At 56.2% G+C, this 18,308-nt stretch carries 14 protein-coding genes; 7 read left to right on the forward strand and 7 right to left on the reverse strand.

Features of this window, described 5'->3' with window-relative positions; translation table 11 throughout:
• Window positions 1-25: 25 nt before the first annotated feature.
• Together ACYVHC_RS15295 and ACYVHC_RS15300 are read right to left on the reverse strand one after the other, a co-directional pair.
• Window positions 26-1,486 (reverse strand): M48 family metalloprotease, encoded by a 1,461-nt coding sequence (locus ACYVHC_RS15295; RefSeq protein ID WP_460614645.1) that lies wholly within the window; start codon window positions 1,484-1,486, stop codon window positions 26-28.
• A 127-nt stretch (window positions 1,487-1,613) separates the two neighbouring features.
• On the reverse strand, window positions 1,614-2,900 hold the full coding sequence (locus tag ACYVHC_RS15300; RefSeq protein ID WP_460614646.1) for a cation:proton antiporter: 1,287 nt from the start codon (window positions 2,898-2,900) through the stop codon (window positions 1,614-1,616).
• Window positions 2,901-3,117: 217 nt separating this feature from the next.
• Between ACYVHC_RS15300 and ACYVHC_RS15305 the strand changes: the two genes are divergently transcribed.
• Window positions 3,118-4,110 (forward strand): DUF2157 domain-containing protein, encoded by a 993-nt coding sequence (locus ACYVHC_RS15305; protein WP_460614647.1) that lies wholly within the window; start codon window positions 3,118-3,120, stop codon window positions 4,108-4,110.
• The gene (locus ACYVHC_RS15310) at window positions 4,091-5,320 is read left to right on the forward strand and encodes a hypothetical protein (RefSeq protein ID WP_460614648.1); all 1,230 of its coding nucleotides are present in this window, start codon (window positions 4,091-4,093) and stop codon (window positions 5,318-5,320) included. Before ACYVHC_RS15305 ends, ACYVHC_RS15310 begins: the two co-directional genes overlap by 20 nt.
• A gap of 27 nt (window positions 5,321-5,347) precedes the next feature.
• Here ACYVHC_RS15310 and ACYVHC_RS15315 read toward each other — a convergent pair whose 3' ends face one another.
• Entirely contained in the window at window positions 5,348-6,694 is a 1,347-nt protein-coding gene (locus ACYVHC_RS15315; RefSeq protein ID WP_460614649.1) for a type IX secretion system plug protein, read from the reverse strand.
• 287 nt (window positions 6,695-6,981) lie between these two features.
• Between ACYVHC_RS15315 and ACYVHC_RS15320 the strand changes: the two genes are divergently transcribed.
• Window positions 6,982-7,995, forward strand: a complete 1,014-nt coding sequence (locus tag ACYVHC_RS15320; RefSeq protein ID WP_460614650.1) for a methyltransferase — start codon at window positions 6,982-6,984, stop codon at window positions 7,993-7,995.
• A 129-nt stretch (window positions 7,996-8,124) separates the two neighbouring features.
• Here ACYVHC_RS15320 and ACYVHC_RS15325 read toward each other — a convergent pair whose 3' ends face one another.
• Window positions 8,125-10,035, reverse strand: a complete 1,911-nt coding sequence (locus ACYVHC_RS15325; protein ID WP_460614651.1) for an ABC-F family ATP-binding cassette domain-containing protein — start codon at window positions 10,033-10,035, stop codon at window positions 8,125-8,127.
• 752 nt (window positions 10,036-10,787) lie between these two features.
• On the opposite strand from ACYVHC_RS15325, the gene ACYVHC_RS15330 reads away from it, so the two are divergent.
• Together ACYVHC_RS15330 and ACYVHC_RS15335 are read left to right on the forward strand one after the other, a co-directional pair.
• On the forward strand, window positions 10,788-11,333 hold the full coding sequence (locus tag ACYVHC_RS15330; RefSeq protein WP_460614652.1) for a hypothetical protein: 546 nt from the start codon (window positions 10,788-10,790) through the stop codon (window positions 11,331-11,333).
• Between the two features lie 101 nt (window positions 11,334-11,434).
• On the forward strand, window positions 11,435-11,677 hold the full coding sequence (locus ACYVHC_RS15335) for a hypothetical protein (RefSeq protein ID WP_460614653.1): 243 nt from the start codon (window positions 11,435-11,437) through the stop codon (window positions 11,675-11,677).
• 176 nt (window positions 11,678-11,853) lie between these two features.
• Here ACYVHC_RS15335 and ACYVHC_RS15340 read toward each other — a convergent pair whose 3' ends face one another.
• Window positions 11,854-13,485: an amidase gene (locus ACYVHC_RS15340; RefSeq protein ID WP_460614654.1), complete on the reverse strand. Its 1,632-nt coding sequence runs from the start codon at window positions 13,483-13,485 to the stop codon at window positions 11,854-11,856.
• Window positions 13,486-13,810: 325 nt separating this feature from the next.
• On the opposite strand from ACYVHC_RS15340, the gene ACYVHC_RS15345 reads away from it, so the two are divergent.
• Window positions 13,811-14,215, forward strand: a complete 405-nt coding sequence (locus tag ACYVHC_RS15345) for a hypothetical protein (protein WP_460614655.1) — start codon at window positions 13,811-13,813, stop codon at window positions 14,213-14,215.
• A 125-nt stretch (window positions 14,216-14,340) separates the two neighbouring features.
• Here the strand turns inward: ACYVHC_RS15345 and ACYVHC_RS15350 are convergent, their stop codons facing one another.
• Window positions 14,341-16,497 (reverse strand): AsmA family protein, encoded by a 2,157-nt coding sequence (locus ACYVHC_RS15350; RefSeq protein WP_460614656.1) that lies wholly within the window; start codon window positions 16,495-16,497, stop codon window positions 14,341-14,343.
• 318 nt (window positions 16,498-16,815) lie between these two features.
• Complete coding sequence (locus ACYVHC_RS15355; protein WP_460614657.1) at window positions 16,816-17,040, reverse strand: KGG domain-containing protein; 225 nt, start codon at window positions 17,038-17,040, stop codon at window positions 16,816-16,818.
• A 644-nt stretch (window positions 17,041-17,684) separates the two neighbouring features.
• Between ACYVHC_RS15355 and ACYVHC_RS15360 the strand changes: the two genes are divergently transcribed.
• Window positions 17,685-18,263, forward strand: a complete 579-nt coding sequence (locus tag ACYVHC_RS15360) for a 2'-5' RNA ligase family protein (RefSeq protein ID WP_460614658.1) — start codon at window positions 17,685-17,687, stop codon at window positions 18,261-18,263.
• The last annotated feature ends 45 nt before the right edge of the window (window positions 18,264-18,308 follow it).

Below are 18,308 nucleotides of genomic sequence, written 5' to 3' on the forward strand. Positions count from 1 at the left end.
GTGCTTTTTGCGGCTAAAGTGGCGCTTACTTGCTCACTATCTTAAACTGCATGCCAGCCCCGAGGCGGTCCGTGAGCTGCATTCCGTTGAGAATGGCTAGCTCTTCCATTCGAGCGTCGGGCATGCCATTGGCCTTGAGGGCCTGGGCCAGCGTTTGGCCGGTTTTCACCGAGCGGATGCGCACGTGCTCGGGCTGACGGTTGAGCTTCTCAGGATCGGTGAGGCGCTGAAACCCTTCCATGGTGCTGGTGAAAGTGGGCGCGTAGTTAGCAAAATCAGTGGGAGCGGCCACGCCCAACAGCGCATAAATGGTTTGCCCGTCCTGAATGAGGTAGCACAATACCTGCACGCCTGCTACCTGCTGGCCCGTTTGGGGGTCTTGCTGCACCTGGTTGGCCACAAAAGCCAGCGCCGGAAAGTTATTCACAGTAGTTTTCTTGGACTCGGCGGGCTGCAGCTTAAACTGCTGCACCAAGGCCTGAGCAGCTTCTTCGAGGGTTTTGCCGGGGGCAAGGGCTAGCATCATGAGGGCCTTGCCAGCGGGGTCAGCCATCTGAAATTGCTGGGGTGTATTCTGGGTTTTCCAGCCCTGGGGCACGGGGAACCTGAATTTTAGCTGCGGGTGATAGAAGGCGTTGTTTTCTACGAAGCCCTGACGTGGATCCTCGCCGTACACAATGCCATCAATGAGTTTCAGGTACTGGTCGCGGTTGATGGCGAGCTTGGGGTTGCCGTTTTGCTGCTTCCATTGCGCGGCCAACTGGTGCACCCGCTCGTAGCGGTCGGCGGGGTTGGGGTGCGTGCTCAGGAAGTCCGGAATGGCCTCGGTCTGGCTTTTCTCCTGCTCGCGCTGCAGTGTCCGGAAGAAGTCGGCCATCTGGGAGGCGTCGTAGCCAATCTTGCTGGAATATTCTACCCCTAGCTCATCTGATTGGCTTTCGTCGTCGCGTCCAAACTTTAAGAACAGCAGTTGCATGCCCTGCATGGCCTGCTCGCCAAACTGCGCAACGCGGGGCGAGGCAATCATGGCGCCCATTAGGCCCACCTGCCCAATAATGGCGTTGGTTTGCTGCTTGGCCGAGTGGCGGGCCGTTACGTGGCCAATTTCGTGGCCTAGCACGCCGGCAAACTGCGCCTCATTGTTAAAATGTGCCATAATGCCGCGCGTGAAATACACGTAGCCGCCGGGCACCGCAAAGGCATTAATAACAGGCGAGTCGACAACGCGGAACTGGTACGTGAGCGTGGGGCGGTGCGATACGGCGCCCATCTTCTTGCCTTTTTCGTTGATGAACTGCTGCATCTTCTCATCGGGGTACACCCCAAACTGGGCCTGCACCGCCGGGTCCGATTGTTGCCCCATGGCCAGCTCCTGCCCTTCTGACACAAGCATTACTTCTCGTTTGCCCGTCACGGGGTTAGTAGCACAGCCCTGAGCCAGCACCAGCGCGGTGCCGCCCAAGGCGAGTAAAAGCGTATTTTTCATGAGAGGAGGGAATGAATGGGAGATATGCGTTCAAACGCAAGTTGGGCGCTTGCCGTTGGCTTCAGCCACCCGAAACGCTGCTACCTCCCTACCCTTACTCCTATTCTGCCAGTATACCTCACGCTTGCTAGCTAGCCACTTCCGCTTCTTGTTGCTGCTGCTCGTCCAGCTCCACGCCGGTAGGCCGGCCCTGCTTCCGGTCGAGCCAGTCCATTACCGGCGTGGCCAGCACCCCGTGTAGTACAATGGAAGTAAGAACCGTGAAGCCAGCAATGGCCCACAGCTCGCGGCTATCTGGAAAATTTGCCTTGTTGATAGCATATGCCAGGTAGAAAAACGAGCCAATACCTCGAATGCCGAAAAACGAAATAACAACACGCTCTGGCCAGGCAATACGGGTGCGGATGAGCGTTAGCATGCCGCCCAAAGGGCGCAATATCAGCAGTAAAAACAGGCCCAGCCCTACGCCACCCCAAGTAAGCGGCGCGAGCATTCCTCGCACTAAAGCGCCTCCAAATAAAATCAAAATGACGACAATGAACAGGCGTTCCAGCTGATCAGTAAACTCATGCATTTCCGTGTGATACTCATGGCTGCGCTCATGCCGCCGAAGCGTTACAGCGGCCACAAACACGGCCAAAAAGCCATAGCCTTTCAGCAGCTCCGTAGTGCCATAGGCAGTAAGCGTAACCGCCAGTGCCACAAATCCATACGCCTCCGGACTTATACTAATCCGGCGGGGCAAGTCAAAAATCAGGTACGACAGCACCTTACCGGCCAGCCAGCCGGCGAGCACGCCCATTCCCGTCCGGTAGAGCACATCCATCCAGGCCCAATGCACTAGGCGCTCAGCTAGCGGCAAAGCCGCCACGGGCAACAACACCAGGGCCAGGTGCACAAATGGGAAAGCTAACCCATCATTAAGGCCAGCTTCACCGGTGAGAGCAAACCGCACGTTGTCTTCCCTACCCTCGCCGGGCTTGCCAACCTGCACATCACCGGCCAGTACGGGGTCGGTGGGAGCCATACTGGCGGCCAGCAGCACTGCTGAGGCCGGCGCCAACCCAACCATCCACCACGCGGCACCCGCAAACCCTACAATGGTGATAATCATCAGCACCAACACTAACAGCAGCGGAATGCGCCAGCGAATGAATGAAAACTTGCGGTCGATTTTAAGGCCGGTGCCCGTGAGGGCCACCGTAACGCAGATTTCGGTGAGGTGCGTGGTAAAGCCCGAGTATTTGATAGGGTCAGGTGTAGGCAGCCCCAGCGGCAAGCTGTATACCAACATGCCCAGGCCCACAAACAGAATGGGGTACGACAGCGGAAACTTCTTGAGCAGAGATGGTAACCAGGCCACGCCCATAATGGCAACGCCCAACACTACCAGAATCAAATTATAAAGCGACATGCAGCGAAATCCAGAATGAAGAGGAATACCCGCTTACGCAACCACTGCCCCTTTGGCTGTCCGGCCCAGCTTCCTTGCATGCTGCTAAAGCGCAAGGCGGCATTTCATACTACCCAGCCATTCAGCGGCTTGCCTACCTTCCTTGCCTCCCCGGAAAGCACTATGTTTGCTCGCCCGCCACTATTGGCGCTGGCCGCTTCATGCAGCAAGCTGTTTTATGACGGAAACTATCCTGGCTTCGCTACGGGCCCGGCACCTGCTAACTGCTGAGCAGGCAGCTGCTATAGCGGAATATGAGCAGAAAAAGCCCTTCTCCTTATACGTTGAGCTGCGCACCCTGCTAGCGCTAGGCGTTACGTTGCTGAGCACTGGCCTGGGGCTTCTGATCTATCAGCATATTGACAGCATTGGCCATGGCTTTGTGGTGGCAGGCATCGCGCTGATTTCCGGAGCCGGGTTTGGCTATGCGTACTGGAAGCGGCAGCCATTTACCTGGCAAGCGAATCCTAGGACTTCTACGGGTGCCTCCTACATCTTACTACTAGCCTGCCTTACCTTCTTAACCTTGGTAGGCTATCTGCAATACCAATACAATTTCTTCGGGAGCCGGTACGGGTTGCTGGTGTTACTACCTACCCTGCTGTTCTTCATCTGTGCTTACCGCTTCGACCACGTGGGCGTACTCTCGATGGCTATTACGGGGCTAGCGGCCTGGGTAGGCGTCAGCGTGGCTCCGTTGTCGGCCTTCACCCAGAACAATTATTCTCTTCCTCACCTTGATTCCGCAGCTATTGGGCTCGGGCTGCTTTTGTGCGTCGTGGGCTTGTTCTCGGAATACGCTGACAGGAAAAAGCACTTCGGCTACACCTACTTGCTACTAGGCAGCAACCTAGCGCTGGTGGCGGCCAATAGTATTCTGTGGCGCGGAGAAACGGAGCTTGGTTTCCTGTCGCCTGTACCGGCCGCCTTGCTCATTCTAGCCCTCAGCGCCGCCCTGTATCGGTACGCCAAACGAACGCACTCCTACGTGTTTCTGCTGCTAGGGGCACTTTATGGATATATAGCCTTCACATACCTCTTCTTTCAGCTCGATAGCTCTATTTCCGTAGCGCTGGCCTTTCTGTATTTCCCGCTGTCAACCATCGGCGCCATTTGGCTATTACTCAACCTGAAAAAGATTCTGGAAATCCATGAAAGCAAAAGCCTATAACGAACAATGGATTTTCAATGGAATTGTACAGAAAGCCGCGCGGCGCTGGCGGAAAAGCCACTTGCTTTCTGACGCCCAGGTTACCGATATCACCCACGCCTTCCCCGACGAGCATTACTCGCCGCACCTGTTCATTAAGATTACGCTGTTCATCTTCACCTGCATTGGGAGTGCGGGGGCAAGTTTGCTGTTCTTTCTGTCTGTAGTAGGCACTTTCTCCAACGGAAATTCAAGCATCGATGAGGAGTCATTGATTATGTCATGCTCTCTGCTGTGCAGCGTTTTCGCCTTTATTCTGCTAGAAACACTCATCGTGTCTAAGCGCCTCTATCGCTCAGGTGTAGACAATGCTCTGCTCTATATTGCGCTATGCTTTGGAGTAGCAGCATTCTTGTATTTTTACAACAAAGCATTGGTTGGGTCTTCGGATTTGGAGGGTTCGCTGATGCGGGGCGTACTATGGCAACTGCTACTACCTGTATGGTTCCTGCTGCTAGTAGCCCTAGTTCGCTACGCTGATCCGCTGGTGGGAGCCGTCAGCTTCGGGGTGTATCTGGCAATTGTAGTGGCCTTTATGCTGCCGTTTGCCCTAGGCAAAGTCCTGCTCCCATTTGCCTTGATGCTGGCCGCCGTTGGCAGTTACTACGCCACCACGCAGCTTGCCCGCCGAGCCGACTACCCGTACTACCAAACTTGCCTCCGAACCCTAAAGGTTTTGGCGCTAGCCTGCTTTTACCTTGCTGGCAACTACCTGGTAGTACGCGAGGCAAATGCGCTGCTCAATAACCTGTCGGTATCTGTCCAGATCAGCTTTGCGCCTTTGTTTTACGTCTTCACGGCGGCTATTCCGGAGCTCTACATCTACTGGGGCCTACGGCATGCCGACCGAATTTTCCTGCATACTGGCCTGGTGGCGCTGGCTTTTTCGCTGTACACCTACCGCTTCTACCGGCAGCTACTACCCCCAGAAGTTGCGCTTATACTGGGCGGCGCGCTGCTGATAGTAGTGGCCGGCTGGGCCTTGCGCTACTTGCGCCCTAGTAAGCATGGCCTAACCTCCGAACCAGCCGACAGCACAGAATTCAGCCAGCTTAACCTGGAAGCCCTCGTGATGTCACACGTAACCGAAAATAGCCTGAAAGTACCCGAGCCCGGCTTTCAGTTTGGTGGGGGCACCTCGGGAGGCGGTGGCGCCGAGGGCACCTACTGACGATGCCACTTGCGGGCCACAACTAACCTAGGGCCGCCGGCCGTTTACCGTCACTGTCTGGTAGCCAATCAGCAAATCAGAGCGGGTGCCGGGCGGGCGATAGTACACCAGCAGATCATACTGATTTTCGGTTTCCTGGTGGCTGCCTTCCCAGTACACGCTGTTGGGGCCTTGGGGCGTTTGCACGGCGTAGATGTAGTTATAGTACCCTTGCTTCAGCAGCGCGTGGCCCGTGTACACTTGGTTTGCTAGGTCGTAGGTGAGCTTAAACTCATCCTTGAGCTTCCAGTCGGTGAGAGCACCTAGTACATACACGGGACCGGGCGCGGCTTGCGCAGCCCGAAGCTGAAACGTTACGTCAAGGTATTCGCCGTTGGTGGCTCCGTTGCCATACTCACGGCTTTCAATCACGCGCTGTCCGTTGATGTCGTCGTACTGGGTGTAGCCCTGGCCGTTACGGGTAGCCTCGGGCAGCAGCACGGCGGTGCGCGGCGAGGCTTCGGCATCGATTTTGGCTACCCCCTGCCCTAGGGCCCGGAAGGTGCGCAAGTCAAAGAAGCGAAACTCGCTCAGGCCCGGAAAAGCATTTTCGAAGTTAAAATACTGGTAGTCAAGCTGGCGCTCAGCATCGCGCACAAACGTAGGGCGCAGGTTGTAGCGGGCATTGTCCCAGCGGAAATTCTGGCGCAGCACCACTTTCACCTCCTGCGCCGGATTTACTAAGTTCATGCTGTAGCGAATCCCGAAATCCAGCTGCTGCAAGGTGTAGCGCTCCTGCCCCGCCACCGGAATTCCCTGCTTCAGAAATACCTGCACGCCGCCTTCGTCAAACACCAACACCCGCCGCGAAAGCAGCGGCGTGCCGCCTGGCCCCTGCACCACCCACAAGTAGTTGCCCGAAAGCTTCACCCGCGGCATCCGGACGCGGTAGTGGTAATACGGCACTTTGGTATTAACAGAGGCGCGGTAATCGGTGATGTTCTGCTCGTTAATCTCGCTCAGAAACTGCATGTCCGTCAGCACCGAAGGCTGCCAGTTCACGTCGCAATGGATGAGCTTGGCCGTGAGGCGCTGCCCCTGTCCGCCCAGCACATCAAACTCCAGCGCCAGCGGCTGCCCCTGCGCCAACGACACAACCGGCGGCGTAAACACCTCATTAGGCTGCCCCGTGGGCACGTAGCACTGCACCGTCCGCACGTTGGGGTCGTAGGTAGCGTCCTCGTAGCGCAGGGTTTTATCGGCGTAGTATTCCGGTGCTTGTTGCCCCGGTGTACTAGGTCGGCGAGCAGCATTAGGGTCCGTGATGGGCGTACCCAATGGCACGCAGGCAGTAGCGGCAAGCAGGAGAAGTGGGTGGAAAGGCAGTAGGCGCATAAACGAAAGTAGCGCGAAGTGGGAGTACCACACTACTCTACCTATGTTTTCAATGTCATTTTATGCCTCAGCGCCCTATTTTATAACAAGGGGCGAACAGGTTTCCCTGATATCAGCCTGCGGCAGTTAAGCTGAGTATCAGTAGGAAAATATGGTGTGTCCTTAAGGCACTATCGTTTGGGAGGAACAACCTGGTTGCTGGTTTAAGCCGGCTTATAACATCCAAAAACCATATTATATAATAAAATTTTACTATATATTACATGATATCCAAACTTCATACGACCATGGAGCAAGCTTCCGTCCCCGACCAACTCATGCAAATGCTCTTCGGATTTGCTGCATCACGCGCTATCGGAGTTGCGGCCGAACTCCATATTGCCGACCATTTACAACATAGTCCGAAAACAGCGGAGGAACTGGCAAAGCAACTAGGGGTTCATGCCAGATCCTTATACCGCGTACTGCGCGCCTGCGCCAGCATTGGCGTGTTTTCTGAAGACGGGGAAATGCGGTTTTCCTTAACTCCCTTAGCAGAGCCCTTGTTGAGTGATGCGCCCGGCAGTTTGCGGGCTTTTGCCGAAATGATTACTACAGATTGGCAATATCAAACTTGGGCAGAGCTACCCTATAGTGTAAAAACCGGCAAACCATCCTTTGACAAAGTGCATGGCATGTCGTCGTTTGACTATTTCTGGACGCACGAAAGAGAGGGGAAACAATTCAATGATGCCATGACGAGTAACAGTGCTTTCAGCAGTGTTGCCGTTGTGAATGCTTACGATTTTTCTCCTATTTCTACTTTGGTAGATGTAGGCGGCGGGCATGGCTTTCTATTGGCCTCCATTCTGGAAAAATACCCTAGTGTTAAAGGTATCCTATACGACACCCCAGCTGTTATTACAGAAGCTGGACAGCTTTTAGCTCGTCACGGTGTGTTGGAGAGGTGTGAGAGAGTTGGGGGCAATTTCTTTGATCAGGTTCCTCCACAAGGTGATGCCTATATCATGAAGCATATTATTCATGATTGGAACGATGAGCAATGCATCACAATACTCAGAAACTGCCGTAGCGCCATGAAAGAAGGCGGCAAGGTGCTAATCGTTGAAATGATTGTGCCGGAAGGAAACGAGCCGTCGCCAGCCAAATTTCTTGATCTGCAGATGTTACAGTATCTACCCGGATGTGAACGAACGGCGAAAGAATACCGCGAACTGCTTCACGCAGCCGGTTTTGAACTGACTCGAATTGTACCAACGATGTCGCCATTCAGCATCATTGAAGGCGTCGGAATAGCGTGAGGTTACTCAACGAAAACTTCATCTATCCTCAACAGGAATCTGATTTTGTTGGACGCCTTTAATCGTAGAAAAATGAATAGCCCCGCTTGAAGCTGTATCAAGCGGGGCTATTCTATACAATGCGGTCTGTTACATCTCAGCCAGCATTTCCCAACGGTCGTTCAGTTGGGCTAGCTCTTTTTTTACCTGCTCAAATTTTAGCGTGGCGTCCTTGAGTTGCGAGGCGTTTTGGTAGATCTGCGGGTCGGCGAGCTGGGCTTCGTACTGGGCCAGCTCCTTTTCCCGCTCGTCGATCTTCTTTTCTACCTCAGCCAGCTCTTTCAGGGCCTTTTTCTGGTCGGGAGAAGGAGTTTTAGCCGGGCTGGCATCCACTTTCTTTTCCTCTTTGGGTAGTGGCTTTGGGGCCGAGGGCGAGGGTAGTCCGGCCTTTTTGGCGGCCTTCTCGCGGTCTTCCTGCCACTGCTCGTACTCGTTGTAGGTGCCGGGGTACTCCTTTAGCTGGTAATCCTCGATGTACCAGATCTTGTTGGCCACGTTTTCCACAAAGAAACGGTCGTGGCTAATCACGATGTAAGTGCCCTGATACTGCTCCAGCGCCTGAATCAGGATGTTCACCGACTGCATATCCAAGTGGTTGGTCGGTTCGTCGAGGAGTAGGAAGTTGGCTTCCGAAATCAGGGTTTTGGCCAGCGCCACGCGGCTTTTCTCGCCGCCACTTAGCACCTTGATTTTTTTGTACACCTCGTCGCCAGTGAAGAGGAAGGAGCCTAGCACCGAGCGCAGCTCCATTTCGGATCGCTTCGAGCCGGCCTCTACCATTTCCTGCAGAATCTCGTTTTCAATGCGCAGGCTTTCCAGCTGGTGCTGGGCGTAGAACGACATGATGACGTTGTGGCCCAACTGGTGGTTGCCGGTAGTAGGCGCTTCCGAGCCTGCCACCAAACGCATCAGTGTCGATTTGCCTTTACCGTTGGCCCCAATCAGCGCGATTTTGTCGCCGCGCTCAATGTGCACGTGCGTATCACGGAAGATGATTTTCTCGCCGTACTTCTTACCCACGTGCTCCATGCGCAGGATATGGCGGCCGGGCGTCACGGTGAAGTTGAACTTAATATTCACCCTTGCATCGGCCTGCGCGACATCGTCTATGCGCTCCAGCTTATCCAGCATTTTCACGCGGCTCTGGGCCTGCTTGGCTTTGCTGGCCTTGGCCTTAAAGCGCTCAATAAACCGCTCGGCCTGCTTAATCTGGGCCTGCTGGTTTTCGAAAGCGCCTTTCTGGATGGCGTTGCGCTCCTCTTTCTCTTCGAGGTAGAACGAATAGTTACCCGCGTACGGTACCAGCTTGCCGCCCGTTACCTCCACGGTAGTGTTAGTGGTGCGGTCCAGGAATTCCCGGTCGTGCGATACGATGATAACGGCACCTTCATAGCCCGCCAGGTAGTTTTCAATCCACTTGATGGAGGGTAAGTCCAAGTGGTTGGTAGGTTCGTCGAGGAGCAGCAGCGAGGGTTGCTGCAGCAGGATTTTGGCCAGCATCACGCGCATGCGCCAGCCACCCGAAAATAGCTTCAGGGGGCGCTGCAGCTCCTCAGTGGTAAAGCCAAGACCCTCTAAAATCTCTTCGGCGCGGGCTTGCATGGTGTAGCCCCCTAGCGCCTCAAAGCGCTCCTGTAGGTTCGCCAGCTTTTCTACCAGATCATCGGTGTAGTTGGTTTCGAACTCCAGCAACACCTCGTCAATCTTCTTCTGAACATCCAGCGCCTCGGCAAATGCCTGCATGGCTACCACCAGAATCGACTCGTGCGAGTCGTAAGAAAGCAAATCCTGGTTCAGAAAACCCAGACTCACGTCTTTGCTCATCGAGATGCTGCCGCCGTCGGGCTTATACTCGCCCACCAGAATGCGCAGCAGCGTCGATTTGCCCCGACCGTTGAGCCCGATGAGGCCAATCTTATCCTTGGGCTTGATATGGAGGCTGGCCTTGTCGTACAGGGTACGCGAGCCGAAATGAAAGTCGAGGTCGGTAATGGAAATCATCCTACTTTGCGGGCTATGAAGCCGCAAAGGTACGGGTTCTGCAGGATGAGTTTTACTTGTCCGGTTACAAAGGTTGAATAGCCTGCCGGTTGCGTGTCACTGATGGTTCTTTTATCTCTCTATACGCTTTACAAATTATCTAATCTGAGCTACTGAGAGCAGCTTCAGCCTTAGGTTTACTGCTGAGGTTCGATCTGTATATCAGCGCTAATGCATTCGTGTAAAAGCTCAGTTCCTATATGCTAACTCAGAAATCCTACGATGACCTCGGATGGCATTTAGCCAGCGCTTTATCAGCCGTTGCGGGCCGTTTCACCTGTGATGGTGTACTGGGTCCGGAATGGCAATCAGACTATCTGCCTGAACATGTTGCCCATACCAAGCAGATTATAATGCGGGCATGGATTGACGAAGGCTACGGTAAAGGAAACCAGTCGAGGCAGAGGTTATACACGCTGGTGCTACATTTGGGAGCTTCGTCGTTGCAGGTTTACCTGAAGGAGTGGGAGCTGACTGGCATCCTTGTCAGAGGCCTGAATCCTGAGTGGGTCAGAATTGATCCTTCCAGTAAACTGGTAGAGGTACGATTGCCGTAAACGCCTTCCTTTCCTTCGATATAATCCCTAATGGTTGCTCCAGTAGCACAGCTACCAGAGGTACCTGGGCATTGTGCATGCACTTAGCGCTCAGATAGTAGGCTTCCTGCTCCTTTTCGTCACAAACCACCTTGCCACCGCCTCGTACACTCCTGCATGAATCGCTCTCTCCTACCCTTTGCCTTTTTGTTAACCCTAGTAACTGCTTGCCGCTCGGCGGAAAGTGAAACCTCCGTAGCTGAGTCCCGCGACAACGTACCGGCCGAATTGGCGGGTGAGCAGTCAACGACTGAGAAAGTAGGCAACACCGGGCGGGGCCATGCCTACGTGCGACGCTTCTATGAGCAAAAGGGGCGTTATTACGCTGAGGTCGATTATGTGCAATTTCTGAAAGGGGCCGATGCAGTAGCGGCCGCCCAGCGACGTGGCGATGCGATGGAGGAGGTGCAAAATGGCGACACGGTATACTCCGTGCCCAACGACTATTACATCGTCAACGACGACAAGAAAGTGCGCACGCTACCTCTGCGCACCGGGGCAACCTTCCGGTTCTGGCAGCACGGTGGCACCCAACTGGCCCAACGGCCCTTGTCGCCGGAGCAGGTGCTGGCTACACCGCCGCCCTCGCTCACGTATGCCCCTTTTATGGTGGAGACCAAGCAAGGAGAAATTATCAGCCTGACAGAGCAATTTGTGCCCTAATAAACGGCCATGCCCACAGTTTTTGCGACAAAAACGTGGCTTAAACAGTCGGCGCTGTCGTACAAGAGAGCAACTGTTTCACTTTACTACCTCCTTTTGTTATGGCAACTACCCCTCCCTCCGCTACCCCCGATGATACCGATGACCGCACTGCTCAGGCCGCCAAAGGGCAGCAATCTGGCAGCGCAGTAGGCCAGTCCTCGGGGCGGCCAAGCTATGGCAGCGGCGGCTACGAGCTGAACCTAGATGCGGAAGAAGGCGCAGAAGGTGGCTCTGGTAGCGCTGGCTCTTCCAACGAGCGCACCAGCCGCGAACAACCCAACGAGGATGAATCTGGCAAGTAGCCGTAGATTTATGTAGTAGGCTTCGGCTACAACCAGCTCCTAGCAATCAGCCCCGGCACCTGGCTAAGATAATCTTAGCCAGGTGCCGGGGCTGATTGTTTTAGGTTGTGTGCAGAGCCAGCAGTTTGTAGCTGCTATACATGCCATGAATTGCTAGGCCTTACTCCTGCTTTAAGCTAGCCAACAAAGGGCGGCTTGAACGTGGGAGCCGACCGTTTTTTGGAGGCTTGCTCGTAGGCGTAAGCTAGTGCCAGCAACGGCCCTTCTTGGTAAGCACCGCCCACAAACGATAAGCCCACGGGCAACCCATGCACCAAGCCCATAGGCACCGTGATGTGCGGGTAGCCAGCTATGGCGGCCGGTGAGGAGAACCCCGGCCCACCGCCCGAGTCGCCGTTTATCAGGTCGATACAGCGGGCCGGGGCGTTGGTGATGGCGACCAAACCGTCGAGCTTGTTTTCGCGCATGACGGTATCAATTGCGGTGCGGGCTCCCTGATGCGACTTGCGCAGGGCGGCCTGGTATTTGGCGCTTTGCAGGCCTTCTAGCTTATCGGAGCTTTCCAGAATTTCCTGCTGGAAAAAGGGCATAGCCTTGGGCTTGTTCTCAGTGTTGAAGCGAATAACGTCGGTGAGAGTTTTCACGGGAGCACCAGCCGCAGCCAGGTACTTGTTCACACCATCCTTAAACTCATAGAGCAACACATCGTACTCGGCCTCGCCCAAGGGGTCGGTGAGTTTTTCTACTTCTACTTCCACAACGGTAGCCCCCTGGGCTTTCAGCAGCTCCACGGCAGCCAGCAAAAGTGGAATAGCATCAGAGCCTCCTTTCAAGTGGCCTTTCTCTACGCCTAGCCGCTTGCCTTTTAGGGCATTGGCGGCTAGAAACTTCGTGTAGTCGGGCTGACTTTTGCCGGTACTTTCTTTGGTAACCGCATCGGTGGGGTCTTCGCCGGCCAAGGCACCTAGCAAAATGGCAGCATCCCGGACGGTGCGCGTCATGGGGCCGGCCGTGTCCTGGGTGGCTGATATCGGGATGATGCCGGTGCGGCTCCACAGGCCCACAGTAGGTTTAACGCCCACCAGCCCGCTGCACGAGGCCGGTGACACAATAGAACCGTCGGTTTCGGTGCCGATGGCAATGGCGCACAGGTTGGCGGCAGCGGCCGCACCCGAGCCGGCGCTGCTGCCGCTTGGGGTGCGGTCGAGGATGTACGGGTTTTTGGTTTGGCCGCCGCGGCTGCTCCAGCCGCTGGTAGAGCGCGTAGAGCGGAAATTAGCCCACTCGCTTAGGTTGGTTTTGCCAAGCAGCACGGCGCCGGCTTCACGCAGCTTCTTGATGATGAAGGCATCTTGCTGGGCTTTGTGTCCGGCCAGGGCTAGCGAGCCCGCCGTGGTTTGCATCTTGTCGGCGGTATCGATATTGTCTTTTACCAGCACCGGAATGCCGTGCAGTGGGCCCCGCACTTTGCCGTTTTTACGCTCCTCGTCCAGTTTATCGGCCAGGGCTAAGGCATCGGGGTTGGTTTCCAGCACCGAGTTCAGCTTGGGACCGGCTTTGTCGATGGCCTCAATGCGCTGCAGGTACAGCTCCGTGATGCGGCGCGAGGTAAGCTGCCCGCTCTTCATCTTTTCCTGCAGAGCCGCCACAGTGGTTTCGTCTAGCTCAAAGGCTTCCGGAGCGGCAGTAGCATCGGCGCCGCGTTCGGCAGTTTTGGGTTCCGAGCCGGAGGAGCAGGCCGGCAAGGAAAGAGTTGATAGCGCGAGGCCGGCTAAAGAGCCGTTGCGCAGAAAAATTCGGCGGTTCATACAAAATCAGATTTAGGCCTTCAAGATAGACCGGAAACCGACGCAACGTATGCGCGCTGGCTGCAAATCTGTGGGGAGCTCCACCGTAATAATTCGGGTGTTAACACGTCCGACTCAGCCACTACCTACGTAAACCCATGTAAATACACAGCAGCCTGCTCTTTGCTTCAGTTTACTGCCCTTACCTAGCTGTAGGAGCAGCTTTACTGGCGCGGGTCAGGCATTTTCTGGGTACATACACTTGCTCAGGAAATGGCACCTAGTACTCTGGCGCTTGGCGGTGTGGTTACCCATTGTAATATGACCTGTCTCTACACGCCTTGGTATGCAGCAGCATCTTATCCTGGACACGCCGGAAATTGTTATCAGCTACGATTACAGCAACCAATGGCTGCATGCTAATTGGCGGGGCCATCATACCCAGGAAAGCGCCCGTACTGCCTGCCAGCACATGCTGGAGGCGCTAAGCCAGTGGCCCACGGCCAAAATCCTGAATGACAATACCAACGTGACTACGGCGGACATGCAGCTTACTGGCTGGGGCCTAAGCTGGCTGCTGGATATGCACACGGCCGGCCTGCGCTTTGCAGCCTGGGTATATGCCCCCGATTTTAAGGGCCGGAAAAACTCGGAGGAGATGCTGAAATACGTGGAGAAACCGGTTATTGCCACCTTCACTGATATGGCCGCCGCAACCCAATGGCTTCGACAGCAAAGAGCCACAGAATAGGTTCTGGCGGAACATCACTAGCCCCGCACTACCGTTGAACCCCTGAGGCATGCCAGGCCACTGCCTACTAGGCTACCCGATGCGTGAGAGGCCTCACTCCTTTTCAGAATCAGATAACAGCTTGGCTATTCGCTTTCGCTGAGCTTTTTGGCCAGGCCCGCCGGTACGCCGGCGCTGTTCAGCAAGCCGCTCACCAACCCTTGGCGCCACAGCGAAAACACGGAATAGCGGAGTTCCCGGCTCGAGCTGATTTTGCCTGTTTCCAGCGGCTGGCCGGGTTTACGGGGGTTATTGTCGCGAATGAAGATGCCGTTAACGGCAGACGTTCCGATGCGGTGCAGCACGCCGGGCCGCTCCTGGTCGTTAAGCAGCTGTAGCTTCAGGTTGCTGTATTCGCTCCACATGGTTCCGGTGGCACTGCGCCGGTCCAGCGCCATCTGAAACCGGATGCTGCGGATATCGCCGCTGCGGAATGCCAGGCCGCGCGTGTTCACGGTCATGGAGTTGAGGATGGTAAGTGAGGTAGTCCCGAATGCGCCCGAGAAAGTGTGCCGGCCGGCAGCATCGAGCAGGTTTGCCCTGAGCGCGACCCTAGCAAATCCGGCGTTCTGCACCCAGCCCGTTGCCTCCCCGGTCAGGGGCCGCGCGGCACTCATGCGCTGGGGGTTGTTGGTGATGTTGCGCAGCGTGATGCCCATGCGGTTCAGGCTCATTACTCCCAGCTTGGGGTCGCGCGGCGCCCGGTACAGCATCGTGATGGTAGCTCCTTCTACGCGCAGCTTCTCCACCCCAAAACGAAACGGCAGCTGCCCTAGCTTTTCAGGCGTGGCAATGGATGGGTTGGGGTTTATCGGAAAGCGGCCATCAGAACGGGTGCTCACGCTGGGGCGCCGCAACGTAAGGGACTGCACGCGGAGTTGCTGCTGGTTGGCGGCCGCCGGATAATCGAAGCCCGTTAGCAGCAAATCCGGAATCTTTACCGAGACGTGCGCGCTTTGGTGGCCTTTGCTGCGGGCCAGCGCCTCTACGGGCATAGTTGGCACCACTAGGGTATTGGTGAGGCGCAACTGCCCCGCCCGGGTATCGGCGGTTAGCTTTTGCCATGACAGATGGTAGTATGGCGCATCGAGGGTAGCCGAGGCGCGTCCCGTCCGGACCAGCCACCGCTGCGCATAATACATACTCGACGGCTGGCGCTGGTGCGGGAGCACGCGCATATCCGAGGCGCTTACATCAATATCGGCTACAGATGGGGCCAGTTCCAGTCCGGTCACGCGCAACTGCCCTTTCTCAACCACCAACTGCTTGAGGCGGCACTCAGTGAGGTAGCTGGCCAGCAGCTCATGCAGGCTGGGCGGTTTCTGGGAAGGCAACGTAAGTGCCAGCCGGGGCCGACTAAGGCGCAAGGTATCGGCCCGAAAGTGCTGGCGTGCAAGTTGCGCGGCATCAAGCCCAGTGAGCACCACCTGCGGCAGCGCCAAACTGATGCGCGCTGCTCGGGTGCGCGTGGCTGTAATGCCTTGCTCAGGATGTACGGCCACTGCCGCAAGCCGCAAACGGCCAGAATCGGAGGAGAAACTAGCCTTGCCAAGCGTTACCTTATGGCCCGGCATGCGCAGCACGGCTCCCTGCAGTTGGGCTGCTAGGCCGGCCGCGTAGCTAATCCGGCTGGAGTCGGCGCTGCCTTCTGCACTCAGCCATAAGTCGCGCACCTGAAGGGCACTTTCTCCTAGTTGTACTAGCGGCTGGGCACTGGCGCCGTAGCTGACCCACACGTGGCGCGCCTGCACCTGCTTAATTCGCAGGCCTTCCAGGGGGAGCTGCTGGTGCAACGGCACCTTACTTCCTTCTGCCGGCAGCCCCAACAAGCGCAAGGCCACTGAATCGAGCACGACGCTATCAATGGGCACTTGCTTTCCCCGCAGCAGCGCCAGCAACCCAACACTACCTACCTCTAGGCGGCCAACCGCCAGCCGAAGCCGGGGCATACGGGCCGAATCGGGGGTGGTGCCGACGGTGCGTATCTGTATGTGACGAAGCCGTATGGTTTGTTGCCAGAGGCTAGTGCGCAACTCGCCAATGCGCAAGTGGTAGCGGCCCTGGCTGCGTTTGGCTACCTGCTTCTCCAGTGTGCTGCGCAGCCAGGGGTCTAGGAAAAACGTGAGGCCCACAACTACCGCCACTACTAGCACGCCCAACCCCAGCAACAGCCAGCGCCCCCAGTGTTTCTGGGCCGTAGGAGAAGCTGAAACCGGAGTTGAGGCAAGCGGGGCTGGTGTCACGAAACAGGGTTACGGAGTTGGCTTTCAGAAAGATTATATCCTGCTTCATTTTCTGCGTGATGCGAACCTGAAGCTTACATTAGCCAGCGCCGCAGCACTAGGCCCTGAACACACAAACGCCCCACCATGTTTTGGCGGGGCGTTTGTGCGGGTACCTGCTGCCATAGGGGCAATAAAGCCTCCGCACATGGTGCGGAGGCTTTTTTCAGGCGATGGCGGTACTATGTACTAAGTGAGATTGGGGGACATGTGTACACGTAGCTTACTACCCTTCCAGAGAAGCCAAACTCTCGGCTCCTCTACGTAGGGGAGGTGCTGCTAGGCTCCGGCTTGGCTGGTGCGGGTGCGGCTGGCCTGGCCACCTTTGCGGCCGGCTGCGCGAGCTTCCTCAGACGTGAAGCGGTGGCCACGGCCACTCTCGTGCGAGGCCCGGCCGCCTTCGCTGGCAATGCGGCGCTGCGTGGCGGGGTCCATGGCAGCAAAGCCACGAGGACGCTTGGTTACAGTTGGCTCGGCTGGGTTGGTTGTGCGGGTGTTAGCCATGATAGGAGGAATTTGCTGATGAAAAAACAGAGTCAGTTTCTGAGTCTCTTAACGGCACCAGCGTCGGCTAAGGTTTTGTTTCATCGAGCATTTACGAGCTTATAACGAGCAAATACCACTTTATAACGATAGGCTCGTCCGTAGTTACCCGTACTGTTGAGACAAATACGGACGAGTTTCATTGCGCTGACTGCCTTGCTTGGCCTAACTGACCTAGGGCCCTCAAACCACTGGCAACTCAGGATGAGCCCCCGTGCAACCGGCCGCCATCCGAAACTTAATCCGAGTGATCCACCGCCCCAAGGACACCCGCACATGTTACCCGGCCACTAGGTGCCAGAATGCACGCTTTATCTTACTTTCAGCACCGAGACCCGTATTTGCTAACCCTTGCTCGTATGGATGCCCTTTCCCCTACCCCTGCACCGGCCCTGAACTGCTGCCATCTGCGAAGGCAGCGGTTCTTAGTATGCAGCACCACCCCATGACGCTCCGTTTATGGATGTGTATTCCCTACCGATTTCGGCCCCATGAGCGGTAGCAAGCAACCCGCTTTCAGCCGCCGACAAATACCATTCCTCCGGCAGGCCCAGGCCAGCTGTGAGCAAACGAAACCCTGCCACGCCGTTTCAGTTAAAGAACCGATGCTCGCAATAACTTCGCTGTTGAATCCGCAGAACGCGGAACGAATTAACCGCCTGATTAAGAGTCTGGAAGCTGAGTTTGGCCTTGATGATGTGCAGGCTACACCCGATCCGCATATTACGTACTGCCTGGCGGGTGTGCGCAAGCTCTCGGCCCTAAAGCAAGTACTGCGCGAAACGGCCCTCACTACTCACCCGTTTGCGGCCTACACTACAGGGCTAGGCGTTTTTCCGGGCGCTAACCCGGTTATTTATATTCCGGTCCTGCGCTCCGATGCGCTCAACCACCTGCACCAGCGCATTCTGCGGGCTACGGCGCCGCTGTGCCTGCGCACCGATAAGTTCAGCGGCCCCGACTGCTGGCTGCCGCACATTTCCCTGGCCCTGCACGACACCACGCCCGAGCTGCTCGGCCCCGTGATGCAGTACCTGAACCAACACACCTTTAATCTAAAGCTGAGCATCAACAACCTGGCTATACTGCGGGAAGAAGACGGGCTGTTTATACCAGAGAAGATCTTCCACTTTGAGGGGCATAAGCGCGAAGCCGTACCTACGCTGTTTGAAACGCAACGCTAGGTACTAGGCAGGCACGCGGGCCAAAGTGCGGCGGGTGTGGGGCCG

Source organism: Hymenobacter seoulensis (assembly GCF_054780535.1).

What these genes read in the sequence shown, in the direction of transcription:
- ACYVHC_RS15345 (WP_460614655.1), top strand. Translation starts at nt 13,811, where the DNA reads ATGCAGCAGCATCTTATCCTGGACACGCCGGAAATTGTTATCAGCTAC.
- ACYVHC_RS15360 (WP_460614658.1), top strand. Translation starts at nt 17,685, where the DNA reads ATGCTCGCAATAACTTCGCTGTTGAATCCGCAGAACGCGGAACGAATT.
- ACYVHC_RS15305 (WP_460614647.1), top strand. Translation starts at nt 3,118, where the DNA reads ATGACGGAAACTATCCTGGCTTCGCTACGGGCCCGGCACCTGCTAACT.
- ACYVHC_RS15355 (WP_460614657.1), bottom strand. Translation starts at nt 17,040, where the DNA reads ATGGCTAACACCCGCACAACCAACCCAGCCGAGCCAACTGTAACCAAG.
- ACYVHC_RS15335 (WP_460614653.1), top strand. Translation starts at nt 11,435, where the DNA reads ATGGCAACTACCCCTCCCTCCGCTACCCCCGATGATACCGATGACCGC.
- ACYVHC_RS15330 (WP_460614652.1), top strand. Translation starts at nt 10,788, where the DNA reads ATGAATCGCTCTCTCCTACCCTTTGCCTTTTTGTTAACCCTAGTAACT.
- ACYVHC_RS15310 (WP_460614648.1), top strand. Translation starts at nt 4,091, where the DNA reads ATGAAAGCAAAAGCCTATAACGAACAATGGATTTTCAATGGAATTGTA.
- ACYVHC_RS15295 (WP_460614645.1), bottom strand. Translation starts at nt 1,486, where the DNA reads ATGAAAAATACGCTTTTACTCGCCTTGGGCGGCACCGCGCTGGTGCTG.
- ACYVHC_RS15340 (WP_460614654.1), bottom strand. Translation starts at nt 13,485, where the DNA reads ATGAACCGCCGAATTTTTCTGCGCAACGGCTCTTTAGCCGGCCTCGCG.
- ACYVHC_RS15315 (WP_460614649.1), bottom strand. Translation starts at nt 6,694, where the DNA reads ATGCGCCTACTGCCTTTCCACCCACTTCTCCTGCTTGCCGCTACTGCC.
- ACYVHC_RS15300 (WP_460614646.1), bottom strand. Translation starts at nt 2,900, where the DNA reads ATGTCGCTTTATAATTTGATTCTGGTAGTGTTGGGCGTTGCCATTATG.
- ACYVHC_RS15325 (WP_460614651.1), bottom strand. Translation starts at nt 10,035, where the DNA reads ATGATTTCCATTACCGACCTCGACTTTCATTTCGGCTCGCGTACCCTG.
- ACYVHC_RS15320 (WP_460614650.1), top strand. Translation starts at nt 6,982, where the DNA reads ATGGAGCAAGCTTCCGTCCCCGACCAACTCATGCAAATGCTCTTCGGA.